This is a genomic window from Mycobacterium sp. E3339, from assembly GCF_001666915.1.
In the GTDB taxonomy this organism is placed as follows: domain Bacteria; phylum Actinomycetota; class Actinomycetes; order Mycobacteriales; family Mycobacteriaceae; genus Mycobacterium.
In genome coordinates this window covers 1-18,470 of sequence record NZ_LZIZ01000046.1, presented here as the reverse complement: position 1 = coordinate 18,470, position 18,470 = coordinate 1, and the positions used below count along the sequence as shown (strand labels likewise).

The following is an 18,470-nucleotide window of genomic DNA, read 5'->3' as shown; positions in this document are numbered from 1 at the left end:
CAACGCCACCGCCAAGGAGGCGCTGCTGGCCGAGGCGGAAAAGATCGACACCAGCAACCACGACGCGGCCCGGGCGGCGCTGCGCTCGATCGCCGAGAAGTGGGACGCGATCGGCAAGGTGCCGCGGGAACGGTCCGCCGAATTGGAACGCCGGCTGCGGGCGGTCGAGAAGAAGGTGCGCGACGCGGGCGAGGCCGATTGGTCGGATCCGCAGGCGCAGGCGCGCGCCGAGCAGTTCCGCGTTCGCGCCGAACAGTACGAGCAGCAGGCGCAGAAGGCCGAGGCGGCCGGCCGCACCAAGGAGGCCGAAGAGGCCAAGGCGAACGCCGAACAGTGGCGGCAGTGGGCGCAGGCGGCCGCGGAGGCGTTGACCCGTAAGCCCTAGGCGTCGGGGTCCGGGGGCGCCGGCTTGGCCGTGTCGTCGTCCAGGCTGTCGAGCAGCGTCCTCGACTGTTGCTGCGCCGCGACCCGGCGCCGCTGCTCCTCGGCGGCGAGCTGCACGATGGTGCGCGACCACACCACCCGCGCCCATTGGTAGGTCAGTGCCAGGACGACGATCCAGGCCGCGATCAGGCCGACCCCGGGACCGGGATGGCCGGCGGCCACCGTCTGGCGCGACCAGATGGCCAGCAGCCCCGCGGCGCCGGCGAGGGCGGATCCCGCCAGCGCGGTCCAGGCCAGCGCCCAGCGCCGCGTGACCAGCGCCAGCATCGAGAACCCGACGCCGAACACCAGGGCCAGCCAGGCGAATACGCGCGACGGCAGCGCCACCGCGGCCGCGCCGGCCCCGTGGCTACTGAACAACACGTCCCAGCCGCGGACGGCGCCGGTGTGCGGCAGGATGAACGACCCCAGCAGCACGAAGACCAGGATCGCCACCACGAAACCGCGTGGGCCCGGGTCGAATCCGCGCGCCACCCGGCGCTCGGCGGCCTCGATCTCGGTTCGCAGGGCGTTGAGGTCCGGGTGTTCTTCGTTCATCGGGCACATCCCATTGGTTCTATCGGTTCGGCGGGGTCGGCGGGCGGTCCGACGGCGGGCATGCCCAGGCCGATCCCGCGCGGGCGCTGGCCCGCGGCGTGTGCGTCGCCCGCGCGGGTGCGGCGGTGGCTGAGGACGCCGGCGTCGGCGATCAGGTGGTGCGGGGCGGCCTGGGTGATCACCGCCGTGACGACGTCGCCGGGTCGCACCGTGTCGTCGGCGGTGAAGTGCACCAGGCGGCCGTCGCGGGCTCGGCCGGTCATCCGCGCCGTGCGGCTGTCCTTGCGCCCCTCGCCGGCGGCGACCAGCAATTCCACGGTCTGGCCGACCAGCGCGAGATTGCCCTCCAGCGAGATCTGCTCCTGGAGCTCGACCAGCCGCCCGTAGCGTTCCTGCACAACGGCTTTCGGCAGCTGCCCGCCGAGTTCGGCGGCCGGGGTGCCGGGCCGCTTGGAGTACTGGAAGGTGAAGGCGGCCGCGAACCGGGCCTGCCGCACCACGTCCAGCGTGGCGGCGAAGTCCTCTTCCGTCTCACCGGGGAAGCCGACGATCAGGTCGGTGGTGATGGCGGCGTGCGGCATGGCCGCGCGCACGCGGTCGATGATGCCGAGGTACCGCTCGGCGCGGTAGGAGCGCCGCATCGCGCGCAGCACCCGGTCGGAACCCGACTGCAGCGGCATGTGCAGCGCGGGGCAGACATTGGGCGTCTGCGCCATCGCCTCGATGACGTCGTCGGTGAATTCGGCCGGATGCGGGGAAGTGAACCGCACCCGCTCCAGCCCGTCTACGTCCCCACACGCCCGCAGCAGCCGCGCGAACGCGCCGCGATCGCGGGGCAGCGCCGGGTCGGCGAATGACACGCCGTAGGCGTTGACGTTCTGGCCCAGGAGCGTGACTTCGAGCACGCCGTCGTCCACCAGCGCCCGCACCTCGGCCAGGACGTCCGCCGGGCTGCGGTCGACCTCCTTGCCGCGCAGCGACGGGACGATGCAGAACGTGCAGCTGTTGTTGCACCCGACCGAGACGGAAACCCAAGCGGCGTAGGCGGATTCGCGGGCACTCGGCAGTGAGGACGGAAACTCCTGCAGCGACTCGGCGATCTCCACCTGGGCGGCCCGGTTGTGCCGGGCCCGTTCGAGCAGCGTCGGCAGGGACCCGATGTTGTGCGTGCCGAAGACGACGTCGACCCACGGCGCCTTGCGTAGCAGGGCGTGCCGGTCCTTCTGGGCCAGGCACCCCCCGACCGCGATCTGCATCTCGGGATTGCCGCGCTTGCGCGGGGCCAGGTGGCTGAGGTTGCCGTACAGCTTGTTGTCGGCGTTCTCGCGCACGGCGCACGTGTTGAAGACGACCACGTCGGCGTCGGCCCCCTCGGGCGCCCGCTGGTAACCCGCCGCTTCCAGCAGCCCCGCCAACCGCTCGGAATCGTGGACGTTCATCTGGCAGCCGTAGGTGCGCACCTGGTAGGTGCGCGCGGGAGCCAGCGTCGAAGTCACGGGGCCATGGTACGGCGAGCGCTCGGCACGCGAGAAACCGCACGTCACCGGCCTAGACTCGGCGGCGCTCCCGTTCGGCGGCCAGCTCGGCGAGGACGACCTCGCACGCCAGATTCTGGCTGTAGCCGCGCCGCGCCAGCATCCCGACCAGCCGGCGGGTCACCCGCGCGTCGTCACCGTCGAGCGCCTCGCGCCGCAGCTTGGTCCGCACCAACTGCTCGGCCCGGTCCCGTTCGGCGCCGGCGTCGATCTCCGACAGCGCCGCGGCGATGACCTCCCGGTCGACCCCCTTGGTGCGCAGCTCGGCGGCCAGCGCCCGCCTGCTTTTGCCGGCCGTCGCCCGGCGCGACCGCACCCACTGTTCGGCAAAGTCGGTGTCATCGACCAGGCCGACCGCGGCGAGCCGGTCGAGCACCGAGGCGCTGACGTCCTCGGGGTAGCCGCGCTTGGCCAGTTGGCCGTGCAGCTCGGACCGGGTGCGCGCTCTCGCGGTGAGCAGGCGCAGGCACAGCGTCCGCGCCTGCTCCTCGCGGGAGGGCTCAGAAATCGACGGGGGCGGGCAGGACGCTGTCATCGGACAAGCCATCGGTCACGACCGCGCCAATGCCGAGCTTTTCCTTGATCTTCTTTTCGATCTCGTTGGCGACCTCGTCGTTTTCCATCAGGAAGGTGCGAGCGTTCTCCTTGCCCTGGCCGAGCTGCTCGCCCTCGTAGGTGAACCAGGAGCCGGACTTGCGGATGAAGCCCTGCTCCACACCCATGTCGATCAGCGAGCCTTCCTTGCTGATCCCCTGGCCGTAGAGGATGTCGAACTCGGCCTGCTTGAAAGGCGGCGCCACCTTGTTCTTGACGATCTTGACCCGGGTGCGGTTGCCGACCGCGTTGGTGCCGTCCTTGAGCGTCTCGATCCGGCGCACGTCCATGCGCACCGACGCGTAGAACTTCAATGCCTTTCCACCGGTGGTGGTTTCGGGGCTGCCGAACATCACCCCGATCTTCTCGCGCAGCTGGTTGATGAAGATCGCGGTGGTGCCCGAATTGTTCAGCGCGCCAGTCATTTTCCGCAACGCCTGGCTCATCAGCCGGGCCTGCAGCCCGACGTGGCTGTCCCCCATCTCGCCCTCGAGCTCCGCGCGCGGCACCAGCGCCGCCACCGAGTCGATGACCAGGATGTCCAGGGCGCCGGAGCGGATCAGCATGTCGGCGATCTCGAGGGCCTGCTCCCCCGTGTCGGGCTGGCTGACCAGCAGGGAATCGGTGTCCACGCCGAGCTTCTTGGCGTACTCCGGGTCCAGGGCGTGCTCGGCGTCGATGAAGGCCGCGACGCCGCCGGCGGCCTGGGCGTTGGCCACGGCGTGCAGGGCGACGGTGGTCTTACCCGAGGATTCCGGGCCGTAGATCTCCACCACCCGGCCGCGGGGCAGGCCGCCGATGCCCAGGGCCACGTCCAGGGCGATGGATCCGGTCGGGATGATCGAGATCGGCTGACGCGTCTCGTCGCCGAGACGCATCACCGAGCCTTTGCCGTAGCTCTTTTCGATCTGGGCCATCGCCAGGTCGAGAGCCTTCTCGCGGTCGGGGGCTTGCGCCATGGTGCCTCTCCTATGGTTCGTTGTGTTCGGTGACCGGTGTCGGTCGGTTGGCCGTGACAGTAGAGAAGGCCACCGACAAGTTGACTCACCGAACGTTTCCCACAGTAGACGAACACTTGTTCGATTCAAGCGGACACGCCGAACCCCGGTAATCGCGTGTGGCAACATCTGCCCCCGATAGGGCCGACGGGGCACATCCGGGACGCCGCACCCGGGAGCCCCCACCGTCGGGCGCTTGCTCACGACAACCGGGGCGGATCCCCCCTCACGAGGCGCACACATGGACATCTCCGCCGAGTTGGCCGAAATCGCTTCCTACGGAGGGTTTTTCGCGTTGACCGTGGGTGGCGCGGCGGCCGGATGGCACCCGGTCGGGCAGTCCTACGCCGACGGCTTCACCGACCTGGTCGACGCCACCGCCTGGCGCTATCACACGACGGACCTGCGGGTCGCCGCCTCGCTGGTTCATCTCGGCCACGCCGGCAGGCTGTGGTCACCCGTGCTGGCCTGCGCTGTCGGCCACGGTGTCGTCCCGGACCTGGGCGCCCTGCAACGCGCCGACGACGGGGCGCCGCTGCGCTTGCCCGCGCCCGTGGGGATCCCGGCCGCCTCCCCCGACGCGCTGTACCGGGTGGTCGTGCGCGACCACCTGCAACCGCTCGCCGCCGGCCTGCGGGTGGGGCTGGCGCCCGCCCTGCTCGCGGGCAACATCGCGTCCGCGCTCACCGGGGCCGCCCGGGCGCTGCTGGCGGCGCGGCCCGACCTCGGCCCGCGGATCGCCGAGACGACCCGGGCGCTGCTGGGCATGGGCGTGCTGGCCGGGTCGGGCGTCGTCACCGGCGCGGACCTGGGCTTCAAACGCCGCAGTTGCTGCCTCTTCTACCGCCTGCCCGGGCGAGCGGTCTGCGGTGATTGCGTGTTCGAAACGTCACCGGGCTAGCCGTCGTTTGCCCTTGTCGCGCAGGGGTAATCGGTCGTCATGTCCACAGATTCCCTGCGCGCCCTCGCCCTGACCTGCTCGTTGAAGAAGAGCCCGGAGCCGTCGAGCAGCGAGCTGATCGCCGATCAGGTGCTCGCCCAACTGCGCCGCGCGGGCGTGGACGGCGAGAAGGTGCGCTGCGTGGACCTGGCGCTGCTGCCCGGCGTGGAAGCCGACATGGGCCCGGGCGACGAGTGGCCGGCGCTGCTGGAGAAGATCACGGCGGCCGACATCGTCGTGCTGTCGACGCCCACCTGGGTCGGCCACATGTCCAGCGTCGCGCAGCGCGTCCTGGAGCGCCTCGACGCGGCGATCTCCGACAAGGACGACGCCGGACGGCCCCGGATGGTGGGCAAAGTGGCCCTGGCGGCGGTCGTGGGAAACGAGGACGGCGCCCACAAGATCGTCGCCGACCTGTTTCAGGCGCTCAACGACATCGGGTTCTCGATCCCCGCGCAGGGCTGCACCTACTGGAACGGCGAGGCGATGCAGGGGACCAACTTCAACGACCTGGACGACGTTCCGGAGGCGGTGGCCGCCACGACCGAAACGGCGGCCCGCAACGCCGTGCACCTGGCGAAGCTACTGCGGCAGCACGAATACCCGCCCTACGAATAAGCCGCGAACTCACCACTGTTCGCGCGGCACGTCGAAGTCGACGCACAGGGCCCGCCACACGTCACGGGGTTCGACCCCGTCCTCGATCGCCTGGGCGGCGGTGCGGCCGTCGAACACGGTCAGCACATGATCCGCCAGCACCGAAGAGCCGTACGCCGCGCCGAATCGCAGGACGACCCGCTCGTTGAATTCCGTTAGCCGCACGCCAGCAAGATACCCACCGGACGGCGATCGGACACCGCGCGCGTCACCGCCAGCTCGCCGGCAGGTCGACCAGGTGGTTGGGGCAGTAGTCCTGGACGGCCTCGGACATGATGGTCCGCGCGCGCTGCGCCGACATCCGCGAGCGCAACTGCATGAAGGCGTATTCGACCGGAGCCAAACCCTGCTCGGCGGCCGCCGGGTCGTCCATCAGCTGGCACGCCTGCTGCTCGTCGCCGGCATCGGCGTGCGCGACGCCCGCGCCGAACATCAGGGCGAGCAGCAGGCCGCCGGCGGCGATCGTCCTCATTGCCGTTGCCCTCCCCCTGTCATCCCGCCATCGCCAACGCCTCGTGGCACACCCACACCGGATCGGCCACGCCGGCGATGCTAGCGGCCGCCGCCTGGGCGGCGGCCCGATAACGGGGTGACGACAGCACCTCGTTCACCGCGGCCACCAGCGCCTCGGCTGTGAACGGCCGGATCAGCCGTCCGCTGCCCTGGCGGACCACCCGGTTGGCCATCTCCCACTGATCACCACCGCCGGGCACCGCCACCAGCGGCACCCCCGCCAGCAACGTCTTGGCCACCATCCCGTGCCCGCCGCCGCAGATCACCAGGTCGGCGTGGGTCAACAGCTCGGCCTGGCTGCCCAGCCCGACCACCGCCCACGGAGGCACCCGCAGCTCCGCCCCGCCCAGCCGGGAGACCACCAACCGGGACCCGGCCGGCAGCGTCTCCCCCGGCCGCAGCTGCGCCAGCGCGACCTCGGCCAGCCCCTCGGTGCCGGTCAACGCGGTCGACGGCGCCACCACGACGACGGGTCCCGAGCCCGCCGGGATGTCCAGCACGCGATCGGTCGGTTCGAAGTGCAGCGGGCCCACCAAGACGGCCTCGGCCGGCCAGTCCGGCCGCGGCACCTCGAGGGCGGGCAGGGTGGCGATCAGCCGCCGCAGCGGCCCCGGGTCGCGGGCCGGCAATCCGATTTCGACCCGCACGGCCGCGCGCTGGCGCAGGCCCGCGCGCCACGACCGCGCGGTGAGCGCGCGCATGGTCGCGTCGCGCAGCCGGCCGCGGATGCCGGTGCCCGGCGCCAGTCCGCTGCCGATCGGCGGCAATCCCTTGGAGGGCAGGTACAGCGGGTGCGGGTTCAGCTCGATCCACGGGATGCCCAACAGTTCGGCGGCCATCCCGCCGCCGGCGGTGATGACGTCGGACACCACCAGGTCGGGCGCCAGCTCGCGCAGCGCCGGCACGTTGAGGACGGCCATCCGCGCGGCCCGCCGGTGGATCCGGGCCCCGGCGTCGACGTCGTCGTCGGTGGCGACCAGGCCGTCCAGCGGGGTGGCGCCGATGCCGGCGGCGCGGGCGGTGTCGACCCACTCGGCGCCGGTGAAAAGCGTGGGCTCGTCGCCGGCTTCGGCGAAGCGTTGGCACAGCGCAATCGCCGGAAACGAGTGCCCGGGATCCGGCCCGGCGACCACGGCGACGCGCATCGGCCTTACCCTGCCACAGCGCGCGGCCGCGACGCTCGCCTACGCTGGCACTCATGACCGAGCTGACTGGGACAGGCGTCGCGAACACCCGCACGGTCGAGGGTTTCCTGAACGCCCTGCAGGACGCGGATTACGACACCGCCGATGCGGCACTGGCCGACAACCTCGTCTACGAGAACGTGGGGTTGCCGACCATTCACGGCCGCGCCAGAGCGATGAAGCTGTTTCGCCAGATGGACGGCCGGGCCGCCTTCGAGGTGAAGATCCACCGCATCGCCGCCGACGGCGGGGCGGTGCTCACCGAGCGCACCGACGCCCTGATCTTCGGCCCGGTCCGGCTGCAGTTCTGGGTTTGCGGCGTGTTCGAAGTTCAGGACGGGCGAATCACGTTGTGGCGCGACTACTTCGACTTCTTCGACATGTTGAAGGCCACCGTTCGCGGCCTGGCGGCGGTGGTGCTGCCGTCGCTCAAAGCGACGTTCTAGGCTAGCTGGCGCCGCGCAAGCCGCCGAGTTCGTCGAACGCCTGCGCCCAGCCGACCAGGCGGTCGGTGGCTCCGGTCAGCTCGGCGCGGTAGCGCTGCGACGCGGCGAACTGATCGCCGTTGGCCGAGGACACCAATTGCGCTGCGGCGGTGACCATCTCGTTGTACTGGCGGACGCCGGCGCTCAGCTGCGCGGTGAACGCGTTGATGGTGGGCACCAGGTAGGACCGCGATGATTCGCTGGACTGGGCCGCCCGCTCCATCGACACCACCTCCGCGGCGGTGGCCGCCATGGCCGCCGAGCTCTTGTTGGCCGCCGCGGTCAGGTCGCGGATTTCCGCGGTCGGCAGCATCGAGCCCCGTTCGATCACGTTCAACAGCGACAGGAACCCGCGTTCGGAGGCGCCCAGCGCGTACATCGCGGGCCGCGCCGCGGAGCCGGGCGGCGGCAGCCGGCGCACGTTCGTCGGGCGGGGCGTGGGCAACGGCTCGGCGCGCAGCCACCGGTAGCGCAACAGCAACAGCGTCGCGGGGATCGCCATCACGACCGCGACTGCGCCGGTGATCTCCAGCAGGAGCGCAAACCAACCCCACGCCGCCAGCAGTATCGTCACCGCCGCCCAGAACACGCAACCGGCGGCGAATATCAGGCCCCACCGCAGCGCGCGGCGCTGCCGCCGCAGCAGCCGCGCACGCGGATCCGTTGCGGCGCTGATCTTCTGGGCCACCAGGTCGGACAGGTCGGCGGCGGTGGCCAACCCGCGCCCCAGCAGCGAGCGCCAGAGCCCGCGCTGCGTCCCGCTCACCGACACGACACCGCGTTACTGGCCAAAGGGTTTCTCGGTGACCGCGCCCCCGGTGGTCTCGGCGGGAGCGGGGGTCGCGGGGGTCGCCCCGGCGGCAGGCGTGCCACCGGTCGGCAGCGCTTCGCCGCGCATCGAGGCGCGGATCTGCTCGAGCCGGGAGTGGCCGGCCATCTGCACCCCGGCCTGCTCGACCTCGAGCATCCGGCCCTGCACCGAACCCTGCGCGAGCTCCGCCGCGCCGACCGCGTTGGCGTAGCGGCGCTCGATCTTGTCGCGCACCTCGTCGAGGCTTGGCACGTTGCCGGGCGCGGCGATCTCGCTCATCGACCGCAGCGAGGCGCTCACCTGCTCCTGCATCTTGGCCTGCTCGAGCTGGCTGAGCAGCTTGGTGCGCTCGGCGATCTTCTGCTGCAGCACCATCGCGTTCTGCTCGACCGCCTTCTTGGCCTGGGCGGCCGCGCTCAGCGCCTGATCGTGCAGTGTCTTGAGGTCCTCGACGCTCTGCTCGGCGGTGACCAACTGGGCCGCGAACGCCTCGGCGGCGTTGTTGTACTCGGCGGCCTTGGCGGCGTCACCTGAGGCGGTGGCCTGGTCGGCCAGCGTCAGGGCCTGACGCACGTTGACCTGAAGCTTTTCGATGTCCGCGAGTTGCCGGTTGAGCCGCATTTCCAGCTGGCGCTGGTTGCCGATCACCTGGGCCGCCTGCTGAGTCAGCGCCTGATGCGTGCGTTGCGCTTCCTCGATGGCCTGCTGAATCTGCACTTTGGGGTCGGCGTGCTCGTCGATCTTCGCGTTGAACAGCGCCATGAGGTACTTCCACGCTTTGACGAACGGATTGGCCATGAGTGAGCTCCGCCTTCGCTTCTTGTGGGCCGGACGGCCCCTGGATGGGCCGTCGCTTGTCGCTCAATTTAGTGGGTCGACGCCCGTCGCCCCACCCCTAACGCCGGATCCTCGCGCTCAGGCGATCGCCAGGGAGGCGACCGGCGGGATGACGACCTTGGTGTCGACGTCGATGCTGGGGCCGCGCAGCCCGTCGGCGGGCACGGCGTGTTCGTGAGCCCGTTCGACGCCTGCCATCCGCTCGCCGGCGTCGGTGAGCACCGACGACAGCGGCACCTGCAGCGCCTCGCAGATCGCGTTGAGCAACTCGCTGGACGGCTCCTTGCGGCCGCGTTCCACCTCGGACAGATACCCGAGGCTCACCCGCGCCGAATCGGACACCTCGCGCAGCGTGCGGCCCTGCGTCATGCGGGCCTCGCGCAGCACGTCGCCGATGACCTCGCGCACCAATGGCGGCATTTCTGCCCTCCTTTGTCCAGTCAGCCCGCCCGGCACGTGATCGGCCGCGTTCGGCAGGCGCTCATTACGTGAAACGCCGGCGCTGCGGTCTTGGTTCCCGTTCGGCGGCCGAGATTCAGTCGGCGGTTCGCCGTATTTCCCGCACGGTCGAGACGACGTAGTCGATGCCGGTGACGACGGTCAGCAGGATGGCCGCCCCCATCACCACCGCGGCCGTGACCCGCAGCGGCCCGGTCAGCGGCAGGATGAACAAACCGATCGCCACCACCTGGACGACGGTCTTGACCTTGCCGCCCCAGCTGGCGGGGATGACCCCACGGCGGATCACGGCCAGCCGCAGCACGGTCACCCCGAACTCGCGGGCCAGGATCAGCACCGTGACCCACCAGGGCAGGTCGCCGAGCATCGAGAGCCCGATCAGCGCCGATCCGACCAGCGTCTTGTCCGCGATCGGGTCGACGAACGCGCCGAATTCGGTTGCCATGCCGTAGTTGCGGGCCAACAGGCCGTCCAGCCGGTCGGTGATGCACGCGATCGCGAAAATCGCGAAAGCCACGATCCGGAAGGCGATCTCGTGACCGTCCTTGGCGAACAGTGCGAGCAGGAAGATCGGGACCAGCACCAGGCGCAGCAACGTCAGGGTGTTGGCGAGGTTTGCGATATGAGCGCGGGCCGGCGGCCCCGTAAGCGGACCCGTTTGCGGCTGCCCCGACACCGCAACAGAATAACCGGTGACCAGCGCACCCGTCCCCGATGTCGATACTGTTAGCCGTGACCGAAAGTTCGCATGACTACCGACCGGTGGTGCGCCGCGCGCGAACGTCCGATGTCCCCGCGATAAAGCAACTCGTCGACACCTATGCGGGAAAGATCCTGCTCGAGAAGAACCTGGTGACGCTGTACGAGGCCATCCAGGAATTCTGGGTGGCCGAATGCGAGGGCAAGGTCGTCGGGTGCGGCGCGCTGCACGTGATGTGGTCCGACCTGGGCGAGGTCCGCACGGTCGCCGTGGACCCGGCGATGACCGGCCACGGCATCGGCCACGCGATCGTCGACCGGCTGCTCGAGGTCGCGCGCGAACTGCAGCTGAAGCGGCTGTTCGTGCTGACCTTCGAGACGGAGTTCTTCGGCAAGCACGGCTTCACCGAGATCGAGGGCACGCCGGTCACCGCCGAGGTGTTCGAGGAGATGTGCCGCTCCTACGACATCGGTGTCGCCGAGTTCCTGGACCTGAGCTACGTCAAGCCCAACATCCTGGGCAACTCCCGGATGCTGCTGGTGCTGTGACTCACTGACCGCCGAACGTGAACTGAGGGCGAAAAATCCGCCGAAATCCCGCCCTGAGTGCACGTTCGGCGACCGGGCGACCGCCCGCTAGTCCTCGGGCTCGCCGCCGTCGGCGTCGGCGCCGCCGCGGATCAGGGCCAGCGTGCCGGCCAGCTCGTCGGGCTTGACCAGCACCTCGCGCGCCTTGGATCCCTCGCTGGGCCCGACGATGCCGCGGGTCTCCATCAGGTCCATCAGCCGGCCGGCCTTGGCGAAGCCGACGCGCAGCTTGCGCTGCAGCATCGAGGTCGAGCCGAACTGGCTGGACACCACCAGCTCGACCGCCTGCAGGAACACGTCCATGTCATCGCCGATGTCGGGGTCGACGTCGGTGCGTTCGCCGGTCGGCTTGGCCGTGGTGACGCCCTCGGTGTACTCGGGCTCGGCCTGCACTTTGCAGGCCCCGACAACGGCCTGGATCTCCTCGTCGGTGATGTAGGCGCCCTGCAGGCGCAGCGGCTTGCTCGCGCCCATCGGCAGGAAAAGGCCGTCACCCATGCCGATCAGCTTCTCCGCGCCGGCCTGGTCCAGGATCACTCGGCTGTCGGTGAGCGACGACGTCGCGAACGCCAGCCGGGACGGCACATTGGTCTTGATCAAGCCGGTGACGACGTCGACGGACGGCCGCTGGGTGGCCAGCACCAGGTGGATGCCCGCCGCGCGGGCCTTCTGGGTGATCCGCACGATGGCGTCTTCGACGTCCCGCGGCGCGGTCATCATCAGGTCGGCCAGCTCATCGACGATCGCCACCACGTACGGGTAGGGCCGGTATTCGCGCTGGCTGCCCAGCGGCGCGGTGATGGCGCCCGACCGGACCTTCTCGTTGAAGTCGTCGATGTGGCGGACCCGGGAGGCCTGCATGTCCTGGTAGCGCTGCTCCATCTCCTCGACCAGCCACGCGAGCGCGGCCGCCGCCTTCTTCGGCTGGGTGATGATCGGGGTGATCAGGTGCGGAATGCCCTCGTACGGCGTGAGTTCCACCATCTTCGGGTCGATCAGGATCATCCTGACCTCCTCCGGGGTGGCCCGGGTCAGCAGCGAGACCAGCATGGAGTTGACGAAGCTGGACTTCCCCGAACCGGTGGAGCCGGCGACCAGCAGGTGCGGCATCTTGGCCAGGTTGGCCGAGATGAAGTCGCCCTCGATGTCCTTGCCCAGGCCGATCACCAGCGGATGGTGGTCGCGCCGGGTCGACGGCGCGGTCAGCACGTCGGCAAGCCGCACCATTTCCCGATCGGTGTTGGGCACCTCGATGCCGACGGCGGACTTGCCGGGGATCGGGGCCAGCATGCGCACGCTCTCGGTGGCCACCGCGTAGGCGATGTTCTTCTGCAGCGCGGTGATCTTCTCCACCTTCACGCCCGGCCCCAGCTCGACCTCGTAGCGGGTGACCGTCGGCCCGCGAGTGCAGCCGGTGACCGCCGCGTCGACCTTGAACTGGGTGAGCACCTCGCCGATGGCCTCGGCCATGACGTTGTTGGCGGCGCTGCGCTTCTTGGGCGGGTCGCCGGCGATCAGCAGGCCCATCGACGGCAGGGTGTAAGGCCCCTCGACGACCCGGTCCAGCACCTCGGTCTTCTTCTTCTCGCGGCGCCGGCTCTTCCCGATGGCCGGCTCCGGCGTGGTGGGAATGTCGTCCTCGTTGTCGCGCAGGGCCGGGGCCGGGTCCGCCGTCGGCCAGGCCTGCGGCCCGTCGTCGGGAAGCGCGCTCTCGTCGTAGAAGTCTTCGGCCGCATCGGAATCCGCGTACTCGTCGTACTCGTCGTACTCGTCGTAGTCGTCGTAGCCGTCGCCGGGCAGCCGGGCGCCGACCATGGCGCGGATCGCGTCGGGCACCTCCCGGATGGTGGTCCCGGTGAGCAACAGCAGGCCGAACATGAAGCCGATGAACAACAGCGGCGCCGCGATCCAGGCCGTCAGCCCGTCCGACAGCGGGCCGCCGATGGCGAAGCCGATGAATCCCGCCGCGCGGCGGCGCGCCTCCGGGTCCTCGGGCGAGCCGGACCACAGGTGGCGCAGGCCCAGCACGGACAGCGCGATCAGGGTGGCGCCCAGGATCAACCTGGGGCGCGCGTCGGGGTTGGGCTGGGTGCGCATCAACGCCACCGCCACCGCGGCGGTCACGACCGGGAGCGCCAGGACGCCCGCGCCGACGAAGGTGCGCAACAGCGTGTCCACCCAGGCGCCGACCGGCCGGGCGGCGCTGAACCAGGAGCTCGCCGCGACCACGACGGACAGGCCCAGCAGCATCAGCGCGATCCCGTCGCGGCGGTGCCCCGGGTCGATGTCGCGGGCCCGCCCGATCGACCGGGCCGCCCCTCCGGTGCTGCGGGCGGCCATCAGCCAGGTGGCGCGCATGGCGCGGCCGCCGGTCAGCCCGGCGGCCACCACTAGCGAATGCTGACGCCGCTTGGCGGGCCTGCTCGGCCGCTTGCGGGGGGCCGCCGGCCGCGCGCGACCCGACCCGCTTCGCGAACTGGCCTTTGACCTGCTCGTTCGAGCTTTGGAGCGGGTGGCGGTCTTGTTAGCCATGTCGGCCAGGGTAGTCGCATCGACATCATCTGCACCACCCGCCACACTGGTAACGATTGGGGGTTGTGACCCATCTGACCGGTGGGCCACGGGGTCGCCTGAGTAGGGTGGACAACCGGTGACCGAGGTAACAAAGCCGTGCGCGTCACGCACCCCTTAGCCGCAGGAGGCCCCAGCATGCCCGTCGTCGTCGTTGCCACCTTGACCGTCAAACCCGAATCGGTCGACACCGTCCGTGACATCCTCACGCAGGCGGTGGAGGAAGTGCACAACGAACCGGGCTGCCAGTTGTACTCGTTGCACCAATCGGGCGAGACCTTCGTCTTCGTGGAGCAGTGGGCCGACCCCGAGGCGCTCAAGGCGCACAGCACCGCGCCCGCCGTCACCAAGATGTTCACCGCGGCCGGCGACCACCTGGCCGGGGCGCCGGACATCAAGATGCTGCAGCCCGTGCCCGCGGGCGACCCGGACAAGGGCCAGATCCGGTCCTGATGGGGCGGCCACTCGAGGGCAAGGTCGCCTTCATCACCGGCGCGGCGCGCGGCCAGGGTCGCGCGCACGCGGTGCGGCTGGCCTCCGACGGCGCGGACATCATCGGGGTCGACCTGTGCGATCAGATCGCCAGCGTCCCCTATCCGCTGGCCACCGAGGAAGACCTGGCGCAAACCGTCAAGTTGGTCGAGGACACCGGCGCGCGCATCGTCGCCGCCCGAGGCGACGTCCGCGACCGGGCATCGCTGTCGGCCGCCCTGCAGGCGGGCCTGGACGAATTCGGCCGGCTCGACATCGTCGTCGCCAACGCCGGCATCGCCCCGATGCAATCCGGCGACGACGGCTGGCGCGACGTCATCGACGTCAACCTCACCGGCGTCTACAACACCATCAAGGTTGCCATCCCGACCATGGTCGCCCAAGGCACCGGCGGGTCGATCGTGCTGATCAGTTCGAGCGCCGGCCTGGCCGGCGTGGGCAGCCCGGACGCCGGTTCCGTCGGTTATGCCGCCGCCAAGCATGGCGTGGTGGGCCTGATGCGGGTGTACGCGAATCTGCTTGCGACGCAGTATATTCGGGTGAACTCGATACATCCGTCCGGTGTCGAGACCCCGATGATCAACAACGAGTTCACCCGCGAGTGGCTGGCGAAGATGGCCGCCGCGACCGATACGCCCGGGGCCATGGGCAACGCCATGCCGGTGGAGGTGCTGGATGTGGAAGACGTCGCCAACGCGGTGGCGTGGCTGGTGTCCGACCAGGCCCGCTACATCACCGGCGTCACGCTGCCCGTCGATGCCGGCTTCTTGAACAAGTAGCGGCGTATGGCACGAAATCCCGCCGCGCAGACCGCCTTCGGCCCGATGGTCCTGGCGGCCGTCGAGCACAACGAGCCGCCGGCCCGCCGGCTGGTGGACGACGACCTGGCCGAGCTGTTTCTGCCGCCGCCGCTGCGGTGGCTGGTGGCCGCGACGCGGGTCGCGCCGTTGCGCCGCTTGATGATCCGCGGATCGGAATGGTCCGGCCGCGGGCTGTGGGCGAACCTGGCCTGCCGCAAGCGTTTCATCGGCGACAAGCTCGCCGAGGCCCTCGACGGCATCGACGCGGTCGTTATCCTCGGCGCCGGACTGGACACCCGCGCTTACCTTCTCACGCGGCAGGTGCGCATCCCGGTCTTCGAGGTCGACCTGCCGGTCAACATCGCCAGGAAGGTCAAGACGGTCCGGCGGGTCTTGGGCGGCCCGCCGATGTCGGTCCGCCAGGTGGCGCTGGACCTGGAGCGCGACGACCTGCTCACCGCCCTGGCCGAGCACGGCTACCGCACCGATTACCGGGCGTTCTTCATCTGCGAGGGCGTCACGCAATACCTGACGGAAGCCACCGTCAGACGGACCTTGGAGGGGTTGCGCGCCGCCGCCCCGGGCAGCCGGTTGGTATTCACCTACGTGCGCGGGGATTTCATCGACGGCACCAACCTGTACGGCACGCGCACGCTGTACCGCAGCGTGCGGCAGCGGCGGCAGTTGTGGCACTTCGGCCTGCAGCCCGAAGAAGTCGGCGCCTTCGTCGCGGAATACGGTTGGCGGCTGCTGGAGCAGGCCGGGCCCGACGAACTCGTCCGGCGTTACGTGGAACCCACCGGCCGCAAACTCGCTGCCTCCCAAATCGAATGGTCGGCCTACGCGGAGAAGTTGTAGCGCCGGGCGTTCAGACCTCGATGACCGTCGGCACGATCATCGGCTGCCGCCGGTAGGTCTCGCCCACCCACTTGCCCACGGTGCGGCGGACGGCCTGCGCGATGCGGCCCGGGTCGGTGATGTTCTCGGCCACCAGCGCTTCCAGCTCGGCCTCCACCCGGCGCACGGCCGGCTCTAGCGCCTTGGGGTCCTCGGAGAACCCCCGCGAGTGCAGGTGCGGCGCGACCACCGGACGCCCGGTGCCGCGCTGGACGATCACGGTCACCGCGACGAAACCCGACGACAGGATGAGCCGCTCCCCCAGCGTGATGTCGCCGACGTCGCCGTTGATCAGCCCGTCGACGAACATCTTGCCGACCGGCACCGCCCCGGCGATCGACGCCCTGCCGGCGACCAGGTCGACGCTGACCCCGTTCTCGGCCAACAGGATTGACTCCTCGGGCACCCCGGTGCTGGCCGCCAGCTTGGCGTTGGCGCGCAGCATTCGCCAGGTGCCGTGCACCGGCATCACATTGCGCGGCCGCACACCGTTGTACAGGAACAACAGCTCGCCGGCGTACGCGTGCCCCGAAACATGCACGCGGGCTTGGGCATTGGTGACCACGCGGGCGCCGATCTTGGCGAGCTCGTCGATCACGCCGTAGACCGCCTCCTCGTTGCCCGGGATCAGCGACGACGCCAGGACGATGAGGTCCCCCGCGGTCAGCGTGATGCTGCGGTGCTCGCCGCGCGACATCCGCGACAACGCCGACATGGGCTCGCCCTGGGTGCCCGTGGTGATCAGCACCACCCGCTCGGGCGGCATCAGCTCGGCCGCGCCGATGTCGATCACGTCGGAATCGGCCACCCGCAGGAACCCGAGCTCACGGGCGATGCCCATGTTGCGCACCATCGAGCGCCCGACGAACGAGACGCGCCGGCCCAACGCGACCGCGGCGTCGATGATCTGCTGCACGCGGTCGACGTTGGAGGCGAAGCACGCCACGATGACGCGGCCCTCGGCGCCGCGGATCAGGCGATGCAGCGTCGGACCCACCTCGCTTTCCGACGGCCCCACGCCGGGGATCTCGGAGTTGGTCGAGTCGCACAGGAACAGGTCCACGCCCGCGTCCCCGAGGCGGGACAAGCCGGGCAGGTCGGTGGGCCGGCCGTCCAGGGGCAGCTGGTCGAGCTTGATGTCGCCGGTGTGCAAGACGGTGCCCGCGCCGGTGTGGACGGCGATCGCCAGCGCGTCCGGGATGGAGTGGTTGACGGCGAAGTATTGGCACTCGAAGACGCCGTGGGTGCTGCGCTGCCCCTCGGTCACCTCGACGAAGACCGGCTTGAGCCGGTGCTCACGGCATTTCGCGGCGACCAGCGCCAGGGTGAACTTGGACCCGACGACCGGGATGTCCGGGCGCAGCTTGAGCAGGAACGGGATGCCGCCGATGTGGTCCTCGTGCGCATGGGTGAGCACCAGCGCCTCGATGTCGTCGAGCCGGTCTTCGATGTGGCGCAGGTCCGGCAGGATCAGGTCCACCCCGGGCTCGTCGTGGGTGGGGAACATCACCCCGCAGTCGATGATCAGCAGCCGGCCGAGATGCTCGAAAACGGTCATGTTGCGGCCGATTTCGCTGATACCGCCCAACGCGGTGACCCGCAACCCACCATTCGTCAACCGACCAGGAGGGGTGAGGTCTACATCCACTTACGGTCCACCCTTTGGGTCATCGGAGCACCGACGCCGCGCGCATATCGGCGGCAAGCGCATCGATCTGCTCGGGCGTCGCGGGCATTTGCGGCAGGCGAGGATCGCCAACCTCGATGCCCTGCAGGCGAAGCCCCGCCTTGGACAACGTGACGCCGCCCAGCCGGCTCATCGCGTCACACAGCGGGGCGACGGTCGTGTTGATCTTCCGCGCGGTGGCGATGTCGCCGGAAGCGAAGGCGGACAACATTTCTCGGAGATGACCCGCGGCCAGGTGCGAGATCACGCTGATGAAGCCGGTGGCGCCCATGGCCAGCCACGGCAGGTTCAGCGCGTCGTCACCGGAGTAGTACGCCAGCCCGGTCTCGGCGATGATCTGGCCGCCGGCGTGCAGGTCGGCCTTGGCGTCCTTGATTCCCACGATGTTGGGGTGGGCGGCCAGCGCGCGGATGGTCGCGGTCTCGATCGGTATCACCGAACGCGGCGGGATGTCGTAGAGCAGCACCGGCAGGTCGGTGGCGTCGGCGATGGCGGTGAAATGCGCGATGAGCCCGCTCTGCGGCGGCTTGGAGTAGTAGGGCGTCACCACCAGCAATCCGTGCGCGCCCTCCGCCGCGCAGGCCTTTGCCAGGCGAACGCTGTGAGCGGTGTCATAGGTGCCCGCGCCGGCGATGACGCGCGCGCGGTCGCCGACGGCCTCCAGCACGACGCGCACCAGTTCCCGCTTCTCGTCATCGGTGGTGGTGGGCGACTCGCCGGTGGTTCCGGAGACCACCAGGCC

22 protein-coding genes are annotated in these 18,470 nt (G+C 70.1%); 8 read left to right on the top strand and 14 right to left on the bottom strand.

Going from position 1 to position 18,470, the window contains the following annotated elements; translation table 11 throughout:
* On the top strand, nt 1-385 hold a 385-nt coding region (locus A5702_RS03675), incomplete at its 5' end, for a DUF349 domain-containing protein (RefSeq protein ID WP_156669473.1).
* Here the strand turns inward: A5702_RS03675 and A5702_RS03670 are convergent.
* The 4 genes from A5702_RS03670 to recA are packed head-to-tail and all read right to left on the bottom strand — an operon-like array spanning nt 382 to nt 4,069.
* A complete protein-coding gene (locus A5702_RS03670) occupies nt 382-981 on the bottom strand; it encodes a hypothetical protein (protein ID WP_068218348.1) in 600 nt (199 codons plus the stop codon). The two genes, A5702_RS03675 and A5702_RS03670, sit on opposite strands and share 4 nt — an antisense overlap.
* Nucleotides 978-2,477, bottom strand: coding sequence for a tRNA (N6-isopentenyl adenosine(37)-C2)-methylthiotransferase MiaB (gene miaB / locus A5702_RS03665; RefSeq protein ID WP_255378647.1), 1,500 nt, complete (start codon nt 2,475-2,477; stop codon nt 978-980). The genes A5702_RS03670 and miaB overlap by 4 nt, the downstream gene beginning before the upstream one ends.
* Nucleotides 2,478-2,529: 52 nt before the next feature.
* Nucleotides 2,530-3,051 carry a recombination regulator RecX gene (gene recX, locus A5702_RS03660; protein ID WP_055401701.1) on the bottom strand — a complete coding sequence of 174 codons (522 nt, stop codon included), beginning with the start codon at nt 3,049-3,051 and terminating at the stop codon, nt 2,530-2,532.
* A complete protein-coding gene (gene recA / locus A5702_RS03655) occupies nt 3,017-4,069 on the bottom strand; it encodes a recombinase RecA (protein ID WP_067815356.1) in 1,053 nt (350 codons plus the stop codon). The genes recX and recA overlap by 35 nt, the downstream gene beginning before the upstream one ends.
* 280 nt (nt 4,070-4,349) lie before the next feature.
* Between recA and A5702_RS03650 the strand changes: the two genes are divergently transcribed.
* Nucleotides 4,350-5,009 carry a (2Fe-2S)-binding protein gene (locus A5702_RS03650; RefSeq protein ID WP_068218342.1) on the top strand — a complete coding sequence of 220 codons (660 nt, stop codon included), beginning with the start codon at nt 4,350-4,352 and terminating at the stop codon, nt 5,007-5,009.
* A 39-nt stretch (nt 5,010-5,048) separates the two neighbouring features.
* The gene (locus tag A5702_RS03645) at nt 5,049-5,666 is read left to right on the top strand and encodes a flavodoxin family protein (protein WP_055405291.1); all 618 of its coding nucleotides are present in this window, start codon (nt 5,049-5,051) and stop codon (nt 5,664-5,666) included.
* Nucleotides 5,667-5,675: 9 nt separating this feature from the next.
* Here the strand turns inward: A5702_RS03645 and A5702_RS03640 are convergent, their stop codons facing one another.
* From A5702_RS03640 to A5702_RS03630, 3 genes are read right to left on the bottom strand one after another with little or no spacing between them, the layout of a single operon-like run.
* Nucleotides 5,676-5,870 carry a DUF3046 domain-containing protein gene (locus A5702_RS03640; protein WP_055405292.1) on the bottom strand — a complete coding sequence of 65 codons (195 nt, stop codon included), beginning with the start codon at nt 5,868-5,870 and terminating at the stop codon, nt 5,676-5,678.
* A 43-nt stretch (nt 5,871-5,913) separates the two neighbouring features.
* On the bottom strand, nt 5,914-6,177 hold the full coding sequence (locus tag A5702_RS03635) for a hypothetical protein (protein ID WP_055405293.1): 264 nt from the start codon (nt 6,175-6,177) through the stop codon (nt 5,914-5,916).
* A 19-nt stretch (nt 6,178-6,196) separates the two neighbouring features.
* Nucleotides 6,197-7,363: a glycosyltransferase gene (locus A5702_RS03630; RefSeq protein WP_068218340.1), complete on the bottom strand. Its 1,167-nt coding sequence runs from the start codon at nt 7,361-7,363 to the stop codon at nt 6,197-6,199.
* A 53-nt stretch (nt 7,364-7,416) separates the two neighbouring features.
* On the opposite strand from A5702_RS03630, the gene A5702_RS03625 reads away from it, so the two are divergent.
* Nucleotides 7,417-7,848, top strand: a complete 432-nt coding sequence (locus tag A5702_RS03625; protein WP_055405295.1) for a limonene-1,2-epoxide hydrolase family protein — start codon at nt 7,417-7,419, stop codon at nt 7,846-7,848.
* 1 nt (nt 7,849) lies between these two features.
* Here the strand turns inward: A5702_RS03625 and A5702_RS03620 are convergent, their stop codons facing one another.
* The 4 genes from A5702_RS03620 to pgsA all read right to left on the bottom strand — a co-directional run bounded on the left by A5702_RS03620 (nt 7,850) and on the right by pgsA (nt 10,670).
* Nucleotides 7,850-8,659: a hypothetical protein gene (locus tag A5702_RS03620; RefSeq protein ID WP_067815343.1), complete on the bottom strand. Its 810-nt coding sequence runs from the start codon at nt 8,657-8,659 to the stop codon at nt 7,850-7,852.
* 9 nt (nt 8,660-8,668) lie between these two features.
* A complete protein-coding gene (gene pspA, locus A5702_RS03615; protein ID WP_055405297.1) occupies nt 8,669-9,496 on the bottom strand; it encodes a phage shock protein PspA in 828 nt (275 codons plus the stop codon).
* 117 nt (nt 9,497-9,613) lie between these two features.
* Nucleotides 9,614-9,955, bottom strand: a complete 342-nt coding sequence (clgR, locus tag A5702_RS03610; protein ID WP_055405298.1) for a transcriptional regulator ClgR — start codon at nt 9,953-9,955, stop codon at nt 9,614-9,616.
* A gap of 115 nt (nt 9,956-10,070) precedes the next feature.
* Nucleotides 10,071-10,670 carry a CDP-diacylglycerol--glycerol-3-phosphate 3-phosphatidyltransferase gene (gene pgsA, locus A5702_RS03605; protein WP_055405299.1) on the bottom strand — a complete coding sequence of 200 codons (600 nt, stop codon included), beginning with the start codon at nt 10,668-10,670 and terminating at the stop codon, nt 10,071-10,073.
* Nucleotides 10,671-10,726: 56 nt separating this feature from the next.
* Between pgsA and A5702_RS03600 the strand changes: the two genes are divergently transcribed.
* A complete protein-coding gene (locus A5702_RS03600; RefSeq protein ID WP_197506175.1) occupies nt 10,727-11,242 on the top strand; it encodes an amino-acid N-acetyltransferase in 516 nt (171 codons plus the stop codon).
* Between the two features lie 87 nt (nt 11,243-11,329).
* Here the strand turns inward: A5702_RS03600 and A5702_RS03595 are convergent, their stop codons facing one another.
* The gene (locus tag A5702_RS03595; RefSeq protein WP_197506493.1) at nt 11,330-13,813 is read right to left on the bottom strand and encodes a DNA translocase FtsK; all 2,484 of its coding nucleotides are present in this window, start codon (nt 13,811-13,813) and stop codon (nt 11,330-11,332) included.
* A gap of 177 nt (nt 13,814-13,990) precedes the next feature.
* Here A5702_RS03595 and A5702_RS03590 point away from each other — a divergent pair, with 177 nt between their 5' ends.
* The 3 genes from A5702_RS03590 to A5702_RS03580 are packed head-to-tail and all read left to right on the top strand — an operon-like array spanning nt 13,991 to nt 16,002.
* The gene (locus tag A5702_RS03590) at nt 13,991-14,305 is read left to right on the top strand and encodes a putative quinol monooxygenase (protein ID WP_055405301.1); all 315 of its coding nucleotides are present in this window, start codon (nt 13,991-13,993) and stop codon (nt 14,303-14,305) included.
* Nucleotides 14,302-15,123 carry a mycofactocin-coupled SDR family oxidoreductase gene (locus A5702_RS03585; protein ID WP_067815504.1) on the top strand — a complete coding sequence of 274 codons (822 nt, stop codon included), beginning with the start codon at nt 14,302-14,304 and terminating at the stop codon, nt 15,121-15,123. Before A5702_RS03590 ends, A5702_RS03585 begins: the two co-directional genes overlap by 4 nt.
* 6 nt (nt 15,124-15,129) lie before the next feature.
* Nucleotides 15,130-16,002, top strand: coding sequence for an SAM-dependent methyltransferase (locus A5702_RS03580; RefSeq protein ID WP_068218337.1), 873 nt, complete (start codon nt 15,130-15,132; stop codon nt 16,000-16,002).
* A 10-nt stretch (nt 16,003-16,012) separates the two neighbouring features.
* Here A5702_RS03580 and A5702_RS03575 read toward each other — a convergent pair whose 3' ends face one another.
* Nucleotides 16,013-17,689 carry a ribonuclease J gene (locus A5702_RS03575; protein WP_068218334.1) on the bottom strand — a complete coding sequence of 559 codons (1,677 nt, stop codon included), beginning with the start codon at nt 17,687-17,689 and terminating at the stop codon, nt 16,013-16,015.
* Between the two features lie 19 nt (nt 17,690-17,708).
* A partial coding sequence (gene dapA, locus A5702_RS03570; RefSeq protein ID WP_068218331.1) for a 4-hydroxy-tetrahydrodipicolinate synthase occupies nt 17,709-18,470 on the bottom strand: 762 nt, incomplete at its 5' end.

What these genes read in the sequence shown, in the direction of transcription:
- A5702_RS03670 (WP_068218348.1), bottom strand. Translation starts at nt 981, where the DNA reads ATGAACGAAGAACACCCGGACCTCAACGCCCTGCGAACCGAGATCGAG.
- recX (WP_055401701.1), bottom strand. Translation starts at nt 3,051, where the DNA reads ATGACAGCGTCCTGCCCGCCCCCGTCGATTTCTGAGCCCTCCCGCGAG.
- recA (WP_067815356.1), bottom strand. Translation starts at nt 4,069, where the DNA reads ATGGCGCAAGCCCCCGACCGCGAGAAGGCTCTCGACCTGGCGATGGCC.
- A5702_RS03650 (WP_068218342.1), top strand. Translation starts at nt 4,350, where the DNA reads ATGGACATCTCCGCCGAGTTGGCCGAAATCGCTTCCTACGGAGGGTTT.
- A5702_RS03645 (WP_055405291.1), top strand. Translation starts at nt 5,049, where the DNA reads ATGTCCACAGATTCCCTGCGCGCCCTCGCCCTGACCTGCTCGTTGAAG.
- A5702_RS03635 (WP_055405293.1), bottom strand. Translation starts at nt 6,177, where the DNA reads ATGAGGACGATCGCCGCCGGCGGCCTGCTGCTCGCCCTGATGTTCGGC.
- A5702_RS03630 (WP_068218340.1), bottom strand. Translation starts at nt 7,363, where the DNA reads ATGCGCGTCGCCGTGGTCGCCGGGCCGGATCCCGGGCACTCGTTTCCG.
- A5702_RS03625 (WP_055405295.1), top strand. Translation starts at nt 7,417, where the DNA reads ATGACCGAGCTGACTGGGACAGGCGTCGCGAACACCCGCACGGTCGAG.
- pspA (WP_055405297.1), bottom strand. Translation starts at nt 9,496, where the DNA reads ATGGCCAATCCGTTCGTCAAAGCGTGGAAGTACCTCATGGCGCTGTTC.
- clgR (WP_055405298.1), bottom strand. Translation starts at nt 9,955, where the DNA reads ATGCCGCCATTGGTGCGCGAGGTCATCGGCGACGTGCTGCGCGAGGCC.
- A5702_RS03595 (WP_197506493.1), bottom strand. Translation starts at nt 13,813, where the DNA reads ATGGCTAACAAGACCGCCACCCGCTCCAAAGCTCGAACGAGCAGGTCA.
- A5702_RS03590 (WP_055405301.1), top strand. Translation starts at nt 13,991, where the DNA reads ATGCCCGTCGTCGTCGTTGCCACCTTGACCGTCAAACCCGAATCGGTC.
- A5702_RS03580 (WP_068218337.1), top strand. Translation starts at nt 15,130, where the DNA reads ATGGCACGAAATCCCGCCGCGCAGACCGCCTTCGGCCCGATGGTCCTG.